Annotated in this window: 10 protein-coding genes; 3 read left to right on the top strand and 7 right to left on the bottom strand. The window is 66.6% G+C overall.

The window, feature by feature from the left end; all coding sequences use genetic code 11:
• Positions 1 to 12: 12 nt before the first annotated feature.
• From G8346_RS11620 to G8346_RS11610, 3 genes are all read right to left on the bottom strand, one after another.
• Complete coding sequence (locus tag G8346_RS11620) at positions 13 to 630, bottom strand: DUF4136 domain-containing protein (RefSeq protein WP_166051386.1); 618 nt, start codon at positions 628 to 630, stop codon at positions 13 to 15.
• Positions 631 to 775: 145 nt separating this feature from the next.
• A complete protein-coding gene (gene mltF, locus G8346_RS11615; protein WP_166051384.1) occupies positions 776 to 2,155 on the bottom strand; it encodes a membrane-bound lytic murein transglycosylase MltF in 1,380 nt (459 codons plus the stop codon).
• A gap of 16 nt (positions 2,156 to 2,171) precedes the next feature.
• Positions 2,172 to 4,049 carry an SLC13 family permease gene (locus tag G8346_RS11610; RefSeq protein WP_166051383.1) on the bottom strand — a complete coding sequence of 626 codons (1,878 nt, stop codon included), beginning with the start codon at positions 4,047 to 4,049 and terminating at the stop codon, positions 2,172 to 2,174.
• Positions 4,050 to 4,232: 183 nt separating this feature from the next.
• Between G8346_RS11610 and katG the strand changes: the two genes are divergently transcribed.
• Both katG and G8346_RS11600 read left to right on the top strand, forming a co-directional pair.
• Positions 4,233 to 6,392: a catalase/peroxidase HPI gene (gene katG / locus G8346_RS11605; protein WP_166051381.1), complete on the top strand. Its 2,160-nt coding sequence runs from the start codon at positions 4,233 to 4,235 to the stop codon at positions 6,390 to 6,392.
• Between the two features lie 682 nt (positions 6,393 to 7,074).
• A complete protein-coding gene (locus tag G8346_RS11600) occupies positions 7,075 to 8,418 on the top strand; it encodes a YbaY family lipoprotein (RefSeq protein ID WP_166051379.1) in 1,344 nt (447 codons plus the stop codon).
• A 115-nt stretch (positions 8,419 to 8,533) separates the two neighbouring features.
• Here G8346_RS11600 and G8346_RS11595 read toward each other — a convergent pair whose 3' ends face one another.
• The 3 genes from G8346_RS11595 to G8346_RS11585 all read right to left on the bottom strand — a co-directional run bounded on the left by G8346_RS11595 (position 8,534) and on the right by G8346_RS11585 (position 10,027).
• The gene (locus G8346_RS11595) at positions 8,534 to 9,169 is read right to left on the bottom strand and encodes a Crp/Fnr family transcriptional regulator (protein ID WP_166051377.1); all 636 of its coding nucleotides are present in this window, start codon (positions 9,167 to 9,169) and stop codon (positions 8,534 to 8,536) included.
• A gap of 54 nt (positions 9,170 to 9,223) precedes the next feature.
• Positions 9,224 to 9,418 carry a DUF2892 domain-containing protein gene (locus tag G8346_RS11590; protein WP_166051375.1) on the bottom strand — a complete coding sequence of 65 codons (195 nt, stop codon included), beginning with the start codon at positions 9,416 to 9,418 and terminating at the stop codon, positions 9,224 to 9,226.
• Positions 9,419 to 9,583: 165 nt separating this feature from the next.
• The gene (locus tag G8346_RS11585) at positions 9,584 to 10,027 is read right to left on the bottom strand and encodes a YSC84-related protein (RefSeq protein ID WP_166051373.1); all 444 of its coding nucleotides are present in this window, start codon (positions 10,025 to 10,027) and stop codon (positions 9,584 to 9,586) included.
• Positions 10,028 to 10,373: 346 nt separating this feature from the next.
• Here G8346_RS11585 and G8346_RS11580 point away from each other — a divergent pair, with 346 nt between their 5' ends.
• Positions 10,374 to 13,628: a hybrid sensor histidine kinase/response regulator gene (locus tag G8346_RS11580; RefSeq protein ID WP_166051371.1), complete on the top strand. Its 3,255-nt coding sequence runs from the start codon at positions 10,374 to 10,376 to the stop codon at positions 13,626 to 13,628.
• Positions 13,629 to 13,768: 140 nt separating this feature from the next.
• Here the strand turns inward: G8346_RS11580 and G8346_RS11575 are convergent.
• On the bottom strand, positions 13,769 to 14,428 hold a 660-nt coding region (locus G8346_RS11575; protein WP_240901441.1), incomplete at its 5' end, for a methyl-accepting chemotaxis protein.

Here is a 14,428-nt window from a genome sequence, read left to right as displayed (position 1 = left end):
CAGCTGCCTGGCCTAGAGCCGGGGCGGCACCGGGAATCGGGTGAACATGCGGTGCACGGCGTCGTCGAGCGCGGGGCCGAGTTCGTTGAGCGTGCGCTGGGTGAGACGCTTGGTTGCCGCGCCTTCCCACACCAGCGTGTTCCTCGCCCGGTCCACCACGTCCACGCTCAATGTGCCCTCGGAAAACTGCTCCACCTCGACAGAGGAGTGCACCGGCCAGTGGCGGTGGCCCCACCACGGGTCATAGAAGCCGCGCCGATGATGCCAGTAGGAGGGCCCGTGCCAGTGCTGCATGGTGCTGCGTACGCGGAACTGCTCCGCAACATCGGTGTAGAAGTTGATCAGCAGGTCTGCTTGCGTCGGGTCCGGCACGAACACGAAGCCGCGCACCTCCATTTCGCGGCGCGTCGAGAACACCAGCTGCTGGGATATCAGCGTATGAAATCCCGCGCGGTCGGTGCTGAGCTCGGGAAAAAAGCTGAAGGTCTGGAAGCTCGCCAGGTCGACGCCGGGGGCAGAGGCCGAACGCAGTTGCGGCCCTGAGGCGCATCCCGACAGTAAGGCGGCCAGCACCAGCAGGCCGGCCAGGCGTGGCCAGGAAAATCCATGCGTCGAATGCCTGCGGGCCATGGCGGGGTTCTCTCCGGGTGCGTGATGTTGCCGGCCGAAGACTACCACCCGCCAGCTGAGCGGCCCAAGGCTAAACTCATGCCGAAAAACTATCGGCTCTGCAGCAAAAAAGCATCACGCTCGCCACGCAACATGGCCGCGCAGGCTAAGGGACGGTGCGCGCCTGCGTGGCGGCGAAAGGCGTGCGTGGCTCGGCCGTGATCCAGCCCATCACCTCGTAATAGCGCCGGATGTTGTCCACGTAACGCACGGGCTCCCAGCCACGGGCGTAGCCGAATCGCGCCTGCTTGTGCCAGCGCTCCTGCGTCAGCAGCGGCAGGCTGTCGCGCACATGTGCCCAGCGATCTGGATCGAGGCCACGGATCTCGGTGATGCGACGCGCATCCTCAAGGTGTCCGAAGCCGACGTTGTAGCCGGCCAGCGCCATCCAGGTGCGGTCCGGTTCCGGGATGCGCTCCGGGATCTTGCCGATCACCCGGCGCAGGTAGCGCGCCCCGCCGCGGATACTTTGTTCCGGATCGTCGCGGTCCTCGACACCCATGGCCGCGGCGGTGGACCGGGTCAGCATCATCAGCCCGCGCACCCCGGTGGGCGATACGGCGTGCGGGTTCCAGTGCGACTCCTGGTAGCTCAGTGCCGCGAGCAGGCGCCAGTCGAAGCCGTACTCGGCCGCCGCCTCCTCGAACCAGGCGCGGTAACGTGGCAGGCGAGATTCCACGTGGCGCAGGAAGGTGCGGGTACCCACGTAGTCGAAGCGGTCGGTGTGGCTGTAGTACCGGTCCATGATCTCGGCGATACGCCCGTTGGCCGAGATTTCCGCAAAGTATGCCCGCGCTTGTTGCAGCAGGCTGTCGTCCTCGCCGGCGCGGAAGGCCCAGGCGATGGACTGGGCCTCGCTCAGGTCCATGGCGACGCGGATGTCGGGATGGAAGTAGCGGTTCACCAGCACCGTGGTCGAATCCGCCACCGTGTGGTCGATCTTGCCGTCGGCGACCTGGGCCAGCAGCTCCTGGGTTTCCGCGCTGGGATGCTCCAGCCAGGTCAGGCCCGGCAGCGAGCGGCGCAGTTGCTCCAGCGTGTCGACGTAGCTGCTGCCGGCGATCACCTCGAGCCGGGTGCCGACCAGCTGGTCGAGACTGCGCGGGCGCCAGCTCCCTCTCCGGTAGACCAGTTGCTGCGTCACCGTGCGGTAAACCGGCCCGAAGGCCACTTCCTCCTGCCGCGCCGGAGTAATGGTCAGGGCGGCTGCGGCAAGGTGGGCGCGGCCTGAGGTGACCTCGGGCAGCACCTGCGCGAGGTTGTCGACGGTATAGATTTCGAGCTCCACCCCGAGGAATTCCGCGAAGCCGAGGGCGAGGTCATATTCAGGGCCGGCAGGGCCTTCCGAGCCGATGTAATAGGTGGTCGGTGCGTTGCGCGTCACCACGCGCAGGATGCCCTCCCTTTCCACCTGCTCGAGCAGGGTCAGCGGCTGGCTGCAGGTCACCAGCAGCAGGCCGAGGGCGAGGATGGCGAGCAGCCTCATGGCGTCGCGGGGCCCATCACAGTGGCCATACCCACAACAGCATGGGCACGGCGACCAGCACCACCAGCACTTCCAGCGGCAGGCCGAGGCGCCAGTAATCGCCGAAGCGGAACCCGCCCGGGCCGAGTATGAGCGTGTTGTTCTGGTGACCGATCGGGGTGAGGAAGGCGCACGAAGCACCCACCGCAACCGCCATCAGGTAAGGATCCGCGCTGACGCCGAGCTGGCTCGCAGCGCCGATGGCCACGGGGCACATGATGGCGGCCGTCGCGGCGTTGTTCATCAGGTCGGAGAGCGTCATGGTCACCACCAGCACCACGGCGAGGCCGATCACGGCATGGCCCTGCGCGACGCTGTCCAGCAGGAAACCCGCGACCAGCGCGGCCGTGCCCGTGGTCTCCATGGCCGTGGCGACTGGGATCAGGGCGCCAAGCAGCACGATCACCGGCCAGTCGATGGCGTCGTAGACGGCACGCAGCGGCAGCGTGCGCAGCACCATTGTGGCAAGCACACCGCCCGCAAAAGAGATGGCGGCGGGCAGCAGCCCGAGCGCGGCCCCGGCCACCGCGAGCAGCAGGATCAGCGAGGAGAGCAGCGTCTTGCGTTTGTCGGGGATGCGCAGGGAACGGGCCGCCAGCGGCACGCCGCCCATCTCGCTGGCAAAATCGTTGATTGCGTCTTCCGCGCCCTGCAGCAGCAGGACATCGCCGGCCCGGAAGCGCATGGTGCGCAGGCGCGCCACAGAGCGGCGCCCGAGCCGCGACACCGCGAGCAGGTTGATGCCGTAGCGCGTGCGCAACCGCAGCCGGCTCGCCGTGTAGTCGACCAGGGCCGACCCGGGCAGGATCGTGACTTCGACCAGGATGTTGTCGTCGTCGGACTTCTTCTCTTCCTTGTCGTTGTCCTTGTCGTTGTCCTCTTCCTCTTCCTCTCCCTCGCTGTCGTCCTTGTCCTGGCCTGCCTCCACCGTGTCTTCGGGGGTGACGGTGTCGGCCTTGGCGCGCGGCTTGGCTTCCTCGAGTTTCAGGTCGAGGTCCGAGAGGGCGGCGCCCAGTTCCTCCGGTTCGGCCTCGATCACCAGGATGTCCCCCGCCTGCACCACGCGATTGCCCTGCGGCGCGTTGACCCGCACCTCGTTGCGCACCAGGCCGAGCACCTGGGCCTCGTGCTCCTCGAGCGCATCCTCGACCTCGCGCAGCGTCTTGCCCACCGCCTTGCTGCCTTTCGTCACCCGCGCTTCGGTGATGTAAGTGCCGGTGTCGAACTCCTCGGCGCCGCTGCGCTCCCGCGCCGGGACCAGGTAACGCGCGAGCAGCACGACGAACAGGACGCCGGCGACCGCGACGACGATGCCTACCGGGGTGAAGTCGAACATGGTGAAACTGCCCATCCCCGTCTCGCTGCGGAAGCCGGAGACGATCAGGTTGGGCGGCGTGCCGACCATCGTGGTCATGCCGCCGAGGATGGAGCCGAAGGCCAATGGCATCAGCACCCGGCCGGGCGGCAGCTGCTGCCGTTGCGCGACCTGCAACCCCACCGGCATCAGCAGTGCGAGCGCGCCGACGTTGTTCATGAAGCCGGAGAGCAGCGCGCCGATGCCGGTGAGGACCGCGATGGTCAGCAGCGGCCCGGCATTCGCCGGCATGACCTTGCTGACCACGAGATCGACGGCGCCGGAGGCCTGCAGCGCACGGCTCAGCACCAGCACGCAGGCCACGGTGATGACCGCGGGGTGGCCGAAGCCGCTGAAGGCCACGGCAGACGGGACCAGCCCGAACACCACGCAGGCGAGCAGGGCGCCGAGCGCCACCATGTCGTGGCGCCAGCGTCCCCACAGGAACATGCCCACCATGGTCGCGAGGATGCCGAGTATCAGGCCTTGTTCAAACTCCATCAGGCTCTGGATTCTGCAGGCCCCTGCCGGGGCTGAAGGCCTAGTCTGCCTCAGACGGCGCCTGCTGGCTAAACCGGCCGACAATAGGCAAACACTATGAGCTCAATAAGTTTAATCCATTAGACCAATGGCCGGCCCTTACCTAGGCTGTGCCTCACGAACTGTCCATAGAAGGGGAACCCCATGTCGAACGAATCCAAGTGCCCGGTCATGCACGGCGCCAACACCATCGCCGGGAAGTCCAACACGGAGTGGTGGCCCAATGCGCTGAACCTGGACATCCTCCATCAGCACGACACCAAGACCAATCCGCTGGGGCCCGATTTCGACTATCGCGAAGAGGTCAAGAAGCTCGACTTTGACGCCGTCAAGAAGGATCTCGAGGCCCTGATGACGGACAGCCAGGACTGGTGGCCGGCCGACTGGGGCCATTACGGCGGCCTGATGATCCGCATGGCCTGGCACGCCGCGGGCTCCTACCGGCTGTTCGACGGCCGCGGTGGCGGCGGCACCGGCAACCAGCGCTTCGCGCCGCTGAACTCCTGGCCGGACAACGGCAACCTCGACAAAGCGCGCCGCCTGCTGTGGCCGATCAAGAAGAAGTACGGCAACAAGCTCAGCTGGGCCGACCTGATGATCCTGGCCGGCAACGTGGCCTACGAGACCATGGGCCTCAAGACCTTCGGCTTCGGCTTCGGCCGCGCGGACATCTGGCAGCCCGAGCAGGACGTCTACTGGGGCTCGGAGAAAGAATGGCTGGCCGAGAGCGTTCTCCGCTACGCCAACGAAGAGGATCCGGAGTCCCTGGAAGAGCCGCTCGGCGCGGTCCACATGGGCCTGATCTACGTCAACCCGGAAGGCCGCGACGGCAAGCCGGACCCGCTGAAGTCGGCGCACGACGTGCGGGTCACCTTCGCTCGCATGGCGATGAACGACGAGGAGACCGCGGCGCTCACCGCCGGCGGCCACACCGTCGGCAAGGCCCACGGCAACGGGTCGGATTCCAGGCTCGGCCCCGCGCCCGAAGCGGCCGATGTGGAGAACCAGGGCCTGGGCTGGATGAACCCCGATATGGGCGGGCTCGCCAGCAAGGCCGTGACTTCCGGCATTGAAGGTGCCTGGACGAAAGAGCCGACGAAGTTCGACATGGGCTACTTCGACATGCTGCTCGACCACGAGTGGGAGTTGAGAAAGAGTCCCGCCGGGCACTGGCAGTGGGAGCCGGTCGACATCAAGGAAGAGGACAAGCCGGTCGACGCCAGCGATCCCTCGATCCGCCACAACCCGATCATGACCGACGCCGACATGGCGATGAAGATGGATCCGATCTACCGCGAATGCATGGAGCGGTTCCGCAATGATCCGGAATACTTCAGGGACACCTTTGCGCGGGCCTGGTTCAAGCTGACTCATCGTGACATGGGCCCGAAGGCGCGTTACATCGGCCCCGAGGTGCCGGCGGAAGACCTGCTCTGGCAGGATCCCGTCCCCGCCGGCAGCAGCGACTACGACGTGGACGCCGTGAAGGCGAGGATCGCCGACAGTGGGCTGTCGATCGCCGAAATGGTTGCGACTGCATGGGACAGCGCCCGCACCTACCGTGGTTCGGACATGCGCGGCGGCGCCAATGGCGCCCGCATCCGCCTCGCGCCGCAGAAGGACTGGGAAGGCAACGAGCCTGAGCGTCTCCGCAAGGTCCTCGAAGTGCTCGAGCCGATCGCCAGGGAGGCCGGCGCCAGCATCGCGGACGTGATCGTGCTGGCCGGCGCCGTGGGCATCGAGAAGGCGATCAAGGCCGCTGGCTTCGACTTTGCCGTGCCTTTCGCGCCCGGCCGCGGCGACGCCACCGACGAGACGACCGACGCGGACTCCTTCCGGGTCCTCGAGCCGATCGCGGACGGCTATCGCAACTGGTTCAACTCGGCCTACGACGTCGCGCCTGAGGAACTGATGCTCGACCGCACGCAGCTGATGGGCCTCACGGCGCCGGAGATGACGGTGCTGGTCGGCGGCCTGCGCGTGCTGGGCGTCAACCACGGCGGTGCGAAACACGGCGTGTTCACGGACCGCGAAGGCGCGCTGACGAACGACTTCTTCGTCAACCTGACCGACATGGCCTACACGTGGAAGCCGGCCGGCAAGAACCTCTACGAGATCCGCGACCGCAAGACCGGCGCGGTGAAGTGGACGGCGACGCGCGTTGACCTGGTGTTCGGTTCCAACTCGATCCTGCGGGCCTACGCCGAGGTGTACGCCCAGGACGACAACCAGGAGAAGTTCGTCAAGGACTTCGTCGCGGCCTGGACCAAGGTCATGAACGCGGACCGCTTCGACCTGGCCTGAGTCCCCTGAGCGCTGCTGCCCCCCAAGGCAGCGTCCCCCTGGTGCCCGGCCCCGCGTAAGCGGGGTCGGGCATCTTCACGGGGTGCACGACAGGCTGTTGCGATCGCCCCGGCGAACAGCATTCCGAACAGTTCGCGCGCCGGGACACCGACTGGAGCCAGCATCCAGGGATATCTCGCCAGGTCGTCCACGCTCACGCTTTCGCGTCCCGCCAGCGGATGGGAGATGCCTGCGCCGACGCGCAGCACGCCGTGGGCCCCGGCATCGACCGTCGCGACCAGCAGCTGGAGCTGGCGGAGCCTCGCCCGCGCCAAGAGTCGCCCGAAAAGCACAGCCCATGATTGGCTCATGGGATCAGTCTCCGGTATCGGCAAAACCAATAGCATGATAAAAAACCGATTTGAATGCCCGATGCCATGCCACTACGCTCTCCGCGGTTGAAAAGTCCGGCGAATTCCTGCCGGCGGACTCACCGAAGAGGAAAGACTTCATGAACATTCGTACCCGCGTAGTGACGATGGCCCTGCCCGAATGAGGCTGCGACCGCCGCCAGCAAGGAAATCAGGACCGTGCTCGAGGAAGGTGCCGAAGTGGTCAAGGTGTCGCTGGGTGTCGGCCGGGTGCTGATGATGAAGAGCGAGTCGGCCGAGATCAGGCTGTTCCCGCCCGAGGCAGCGGCCAAGTGACGCACGGCGGCATTCCCGGGCTCGCCGCGCTGGCCTGCAAGGCCGGCGCCGTGGTCCTGGCCGGGCTGCTGGTGGGCTGTATCGGGTCGAGCGGCGGTGCCCGGGAGAACGTCGTGAACGAAGAGCCACCGACGGTCGTGACGGGCACGGTGATCTACCGTGAGCGGATTGCGCTCCCTCCCGACGCGGTGTTCGAGGCCACGCTCGAGGACATTACGCTGGCGGACGCGGCGGCGACGGTGATCGGCAGGACAGTGGTGAATTCGCCCTCGCCGCCGATCCGCTTTGCCATTCCCTACGACCCCGCCGACGTCTCGCCGGGGCGCCGCTACTCGGTGCGCGCCACGATCAGCGTCAACGGGCAGCTACGCTTCACTTCCGACCGTATCTACCCGGTGTTGACCGGTGAGGCCACCGACGAGCTCGAGATTCTCCTGCGGGGCGCCAGGGCGGCACCGCCCGCGGCCGCGGCTGCTGATGCGAGCGCCACGCCCGCCCACGGCCTGCGCCTGCCGGCCAGCTTCCGCGGCGACCTGCCCTGCGCGGACTGCGAGGGCGTGCGCCACCACCTCGACCTGTGGCCCGACCAGGTGTTCCACCTGCGCCGCGAGTGGCTTGGCAAGGACATGGTCCGCGGCGACATGGGTCGCTGGCGCGTCGATCCGTCGCGCCGTGCGCTGGTGTTGCACGGCGGCGCCGAGATGCCGCTGCAGTTCCAGGTCCTCGGCCCCGACCGCTTGCGGCAGCTCGATCTCATGGGCCAGCCCATCGACTCGGAGCTGCCCTACGAGCTGACGAGCGACGGGACGCTGGAGATGGCGGAAATCCCGTCGTTCTTTCTCGGTCAGATGACCTACATGGCGGACTCCGCTCGCTTCACCGAGTGCCTGACCGGGCGCAGCTACCCGATCGCGCCCGGCGAGGAGGCGTTGCGCCTGCAGCGGGAATACCTGGCCACCGTCAGCGAGCCCGGCGCGAAGCTCATGGTCCACTTCGAGGGCGCGCTGAAGCAGTTGCCCGGCATGGAGGGCGACCGGCTGCAGCCCACGCTGGTGGTCGATCGCTTCATCGCCGTGCGGCCGGACGCGGCCTGCCCGCAATACAAGGGCACGGCCTCACTGACCAACACCTACTGGCGCCTCGAGCTGGACGGTGCATCGCTGCGCTTCGACGGCGCCGCCACCACGCTGATGGCCTGCCCGCCGCCGCTGGCGGAGATGGAACAACAGCTGCGGGAAGTGCTCGAGAGCGCCCGGGGCTGGAATATCACCGGGGAGGTTCTCGGTCTCAGGGACGAGGCCGGGAACGACATCGCCTTACTCAAAGCCGTTTACTTCTGACTCGAGGGAAGAAGGCCCGAACAACCTCGCCGCTGCGGCGCTGCGGGCGACATTCGAGGGCGAGGACGGCGAGCGGGTCCGGATCCTGAAATAGCCGGCGCCCGCCGCAGGCGGGCTATTTCCGGCGTTCGGCCGGACGGTCCGGATTGCCGGCAACGCGCTGGCGCTCGCGCGCGATGCGGGCCAGCGCCGCCCGGTCCGTCAGCGTGACCAGCCCCCGCTGCAGGGCCACGTGGCCGGCGGCGGCGAAGGCGGCCAGCTGCCGGCTCACCACGGCGCGCCCCGAACCCGTCTCGGTCGCCAGCTGTTCATGGGTGGCCCGCACGACGGCACCGGGCCCGGCGAGGCGCAGCAAGGCGCGGGCCAGGCGCGCCTCGAAACCGGTCAGCGCGACGTCTTCCACCAGTTGCTCGAAATCGGCGAAGCGCCGCGCCACCGCGGCGAACACGCGCTGGCGGAAGGCCTCGTCCCGGGCCATGACGGCGTGGAATTCCGGCGGTTCGAGGATATCCGCCAAGAGTTCCGATTCGGCGACACCCAAGGCGGAATACTTTCTGCCCTCGACCAGGCAGGCGAACGTCTGCAGGCAGACGTCACCCGGACTGACGCGGTACAGCACCACCTCGCGGCCATTGGCCGCCGCCAAGGTCACACGCAGTGACCCCTCGTGCAGCACGACGAAGCCGGGGCAGGGATCGCCCGGCCTGAACAGGATCGTTCCCGCCGGGATCGTCTGGCGCGTTCCGTTCACCGCACCGCGCCCCCGAGGGCGCAGCGCCGTGGCGATAGTCCTGTTTCGGCCGCCTCAGTTCCTGGGCGCGGGACAGGTCCGGATGCCGAGCACCGAGTAGACGGGGCAGACGCCGACGAGCCCGGTGACCAGCGGCACGAGCCCGATCCAGCCCCAGGGCGTCTGCGGGCCGACGAAGACCAGGGACAGGATACCGAGGCCGGCGATGATGCGCAGTGCGCGGTCGATGGTGCCTTCATTGCGTTGCATGTTCCTCTCCTGCGGTGGGTGTACGCAATCAGAGATTCGCACAGGAACGGCCCGTCCGTCGGTGACTTTGTCACGCCGGCAGGTTCGGAAACGGCTCGAACGGTCGCGTCGGAGGCGGGCGGCCTTACCGAGCTGCCGCCAACACCTCCGCCGAGGTACGGCGTCCTACAGGTCCAGTCGCGTAATGCGCGCGCCGTTGAGCGAGATGCCGGCCATCAAGCCGCGGTTCGACAGCACGAAGCCAATGACGGGCTGCTGGGCGGTGGCCGTCGACACGCTCGCGCTTGCGCCGACCGAGATCATCGTCACCGACGCATCTGCGCCTACGGTCCAGCCGCTGCTGTTCTGGAAGCGGGTGAGTGCCTCCTCGGTCATGAAGAGCATGAATACTGCGGTCGATTGCGCCCCGGCCTGGAAGCCCCAGGAGCCACTCGTGGTGGCATGGTAGGCCGTCGTCTTCCCGTCGACGCGGAGTGCGCCGACGCCGGTGTCGATGGCCGCTCGGCGGGCGGCCGGATCAGCGCCGTTGCCGGTGGTCGTCGTGCAACCGGCGCCAAATGCCAGCACTGCGACTACCGCGGCGACGAAAGCTCTCTTGCTAATGGACATGAGGCGGCTCCTTCATGGTGAGCACGCCGTATCGAAAGGACGCTGTTATGGGCCCCGACATCCCGGTCATTTTCGCCTCGGAGCACGCTCGTCGAAGTCTAGCAACCGCTGTCCGCGACCAGCAATGACGAGGTCATCGGCCGCTTGCCGTCAGGGACCCAGGAGTTTCCCCGAAGTCCTTTCATGCTCTATCGAGCTTTCGGGGCCGTACACGTCTGCGGTGGCCTTTCATGCGTATGCGCGCCAAAAACATGGCATCCTTCATGGCGGGGGCGGTGTCCATTACGCCGCGTGGGGTTCAGTGGCTTCCAAAGCCCGAAGCACCGCCAATGAGGGGTGTAAGGCAATGACAGGCAAGCGCGCCGACGCGGCAGGGGACAACCAGGATCATATTCGGGCCTCGGTCTTGTTGATCACGCTCGGTTATGTCGTGTTCGCCAGCGCCTGGATCATCCTCTCCGACCTGGTGCTGGCGGCGCTGGTCGACGATGCGTTCCTGCTCTCGGCCATCAGCGCAGTCAAAGGTATCGTGTTCGTCGCGACCAGCGCTGCCTTGCTCTTTTTCGCCATGTGGCGGCTGTTTGGCGCACGGGCCGACCTTTCCATGGCGCCCAGCGGACGTGGCCCGTGGCTGTTGTTGTTCGCTCTTTTGCTTCTGCTCGTATCCGGGGGCGCGGCCATCAAAGAGCTCCTGGATCGCTCGGGCGCCGCGGTGGGGCCGCGCCTTACCCAATTGGCGGAGAGCGCGGCTGGCAACGTGGAAGAATGGATCGCGCAGAGGCTGACTGCCGCCACCCTGGTCGGCGCCAGTGCAGCGCTAAGGGATGCGCTCATCGCCTGGCAGCAGGACGGCGAAGAAGGTGTTACGGCAGCTCTGGTTACCCAATTGGAGCGCGCACGTCAGGACCTGGAAGCGGACGCCATCTCCTTTTACAGCGACCAGGGCACCCTGGTCCATGCGCTGGGTGCTCCCGTGGATCTGTCATCGAAGCTCAGCAGAGCGGCCACAAACGCGCGCCTCTCCGGGCAGGCCCAGTTCGCCGGTTTTACGCGCTCCACTCGCAATGATGGGACCCCCGGTTACTTCGACACCGTGATCCCTCTCGGTCAGCCCGTGTGTTGCTATCTCATCGTCCGCAATTCGAGCACGAATACCAACTTCTCCTTTCTGCGCGACTGGGCAAAACTGACTCAGTCCGGCGACACGCTTCTAGTACAGCCGGATCGAGAGGCCCTGACGGTGCTGACCCAGACGCGTTTCAGCGATGCTCCGCCTGGATCCCTCCAGATTCCGCTAGGAGGCGATGAAACCCTGGCCGCAGCGGTCGCCAGCGGGAATGCACCGTTTGGCGAGATCATCCAGGGCCGCAATTTGTGGGGGCATCCGGCGTTTGCCGTGATAGTTCCCGTGCCTGGCGCCGACTGGTGGGTCAAGGTTTCCATGGCCGAGGACGAAATCTTTGGCGACGTCCGGGCTCAGGCGGTGTGGATCCTGCTGTTCGTGTTTTTGCTCATCGCCATGGTGTTGATTGGTACCCGGCTGTGGACGCAGCGCCGCGAGCTCATGTGGGCCGCCAAGGACCGGCAGCAGCATGCGCAGCGCCTTGAGATCGCAGGACGCTTCCAGCGATTTTTCGAGCAGATCCGTGACCTTGTCCTCGTCGCTGACCGCGACGGCCGCATCCTCCAGGCGAACAGCGCGGCGCGTGAAGCCTACGGCCTGGGCAGTCACGACCATTCGGCCAGGAATGTGGCGGATTTGAGCGCCCCGGATACGGTGTTTTGTCCTGTTGATCCCAAGGCCGATCGTGGGGCGCTTGTAGAAGCCCGTCATCGGCATGCAGACGGGGGTACGTTCCCGGTCGAGATCGGCGCGCAGGAGGTGTTGGTAGATGGCGAGCCCGCCTTCCAGTACATCATTCGTGACCTGACGGCCCGGCGGGACGCAGCGCGCAAGGCCGACGCGAATTCGCGCTTGATGACGATGGCGGCCAATATGGCGGGCCTCGGCGGCTGGGAAGTCGAACTGGCGAACGGCCGCATCGAGTGGTCCGATGCTGTGCGCCGGATCCACGGCCTGCCGGAGGACAAGGCACTCACGCTGGAGACGGCGTTCGGGTTCTATTGTGCCGGCGACCGCCCCAGGGTACAGAGGGCTTTCACCGCATGTGTCGATGACGGGAAGCCTTACGATCTCGAGGCACAACTGGAGACGCCAGAAGGCGGCAAGCGGTGGGTCCGGGTTGTCGGCGAACTGGTCCGTGACGAGCGCGGCGAGCCTTGGCGCGTGCAGGGCGCCATCCAGGACATCACCGCGCGGAAGGAAATCGACGGCGAGCTCGATGAGTATCGTGAGCGCCTCGAGGAGTTGGTTGTCACCCGCACCGCCCAGCTGGAGGATGCACGCGCCCAGGCGGAAGCGGCGAATCATTCCAAGAGCGCTTTTCTCGCCAACATGAGTCACGAGATTCGCACGCCGCTCAACGCCATCGTCGGCCTCGTGCATATCCTGCGCCGCGAGGCCGAGTCGCCCACGCAGCAGCAACGCCTCGCCAAGGTGGATGATGCTTCGCGCCACCTGATGTCGATCATCAGTGACATCCTCGATGTCTCGAAGATCGAGGCGGGCAAGCTGACCCTGGACAAGCAGGAGTTCCAGCTATCGGCGGTCCTCGACCAGGTGTTTTCGATGATGCGCTCTTCCGCTGCCGACAAGGGGCTGGCCTTGAGCGTGGACGCCGACCAGGTCTCCATGTGGCTTAGAGGCGATCCGGCCCGTTTGCGCCAGTGCCTGCTTAACTATGTCGGTAATGCCATCAAGTTCACCACGCAGGGGTCGATCCAGATTCGCGCACGCCTGCTTGAGGATCACGGCGAACGGATTGAGGTGCGCTTTGAAGTCGAGGACACGGGTATCGGTATCCCGGCCGACCGGGTGGGCAATCTGTTCCGGTCGTTCGAGCAGGCGGATGAATCGATTTCGCGCGACTACGGCGGCACCGGCCTCGGCTTGATGGTGACCCGCCGACTCGCCGAAATGATGGGCGGGCGTGCCGGCGTGGAGAGCCAAGAAGGGGAAGGCAGCACGTTCTGGTTCGAGGCCAGCCTGGAGCGCGGCCACAGCCTGGCGACATCAGAGCGCCCCGCGCTGGCCGGGGAAGGTGATCTGGAATCACTCGCACCCTATGCCGGCGCCCGCGTCCTGGTCGTAGAGGACAATGCGGTCAACAGGGAGATCGCCGGCGTCCTGTTGGAAAGCGCCGGCATGCACGTAGATTTCGCCGGGGATGGCCACGAGGCGCTGGCGAGGTTGTCCGATCAGGAATACGACCTGGTCTTGATGGACGTGCAGATGCCGAACATGGACGGCCTTACGGCCGCACGCAAGGCGCGGGCTTTGCCCGGCGGCGACCGGATCCCAATCATCGCCATGACCGCCAATGCGTTCGCCGAGGACCGCCAGAGCGCACTCGATGCGGGCATGAATGATTTTCTTGCGAAACCCGTCAATCCGCCGCGTCTTTACGCAGTCTTGCTTCACTGGCTGCAGCTGCGCGCGCAGCAGTCCAGCCCGGCCGCAGCGCCAGCCAGCGACGCCTGACCCTTGCCGGCCCTGGTGTCGATCCGAGATCACTGGAGAATGCCGATTACTGCCTTGGGGCTGTAATCCAAATAGAACCCCCCGGCAGTTGCCTGCCGGGGGGGTGGGCCCAGCAAGGGGGGTGAGCCCGAGAGAGCGGATCAGAACTCGGCCCACTCTTCGCCGGCCTCGGCGAGGGCGGCGGGCTTGGGGGCCTTGCGCGCGGGTGCGGCCGGGGCGCCCTTGGCCTTGGCCTTAGCGGCTGGGGCATTGGGCTTGGCGGCTGGGGCGCGTGCCGGGGCGATGTAAGCGGTCTTTGATTCGTCCATGCGGAAGATGGCGACGGCTTCTGCGAGGCCGTGAGCCTGGTCCTCGAGGGAGCCTGCGGCGGCGGCGGACTCTTCGACGAGTGCGGCGTTCTGCTGGGTGACCTCGTCCATTTGTGCGACGGCGGTGGAGACCTGCTCGATGCCCTGGCTCTGCTCGTCAGAGGCGGCGGAGATCTCGGCCATGATGTCGGTGACGCGTTTCACGGCGGAGACGATCTCCTCCATGGTGGCGCCGGCCTGCTCGACGAGCTTGGAGCCGCCCTCGACGGTTTCGACGGAGTGGCTGATGAGGGTCTTGATCTCCTTGGCGGCGGCGGCGGAGCGCTGTGCCAGGGTGCGGACCTCACCGGCGACCACGGCGAAGCCGCGACCCTGCTCCCCGGCCCGTGCCGCTTCGACGGCGGCGTTGAGGGCGAGGATGTTGGTCTGGAAGGCGATGCCGTCGATGACCTGGATGATGTCGGCGATCTTTCTGGAGGACTCGGTGATGGC

Origin of the sequence: Thioalkalivibrio sp. XN279 (genome assembly GCF_011089885.1) — a bacterium.
In the GTDB taxonomy this organism is placed as follows: domain Bacteria; phylum Pseudomonadota; class Gammaproteobacteria; order Steroidobacterales; family XN24; genus XN24.
Note: the sequence above shows the minus strand (reverse complement) of the source record. Positions and strands in the feature narration are given on the sequence as shown.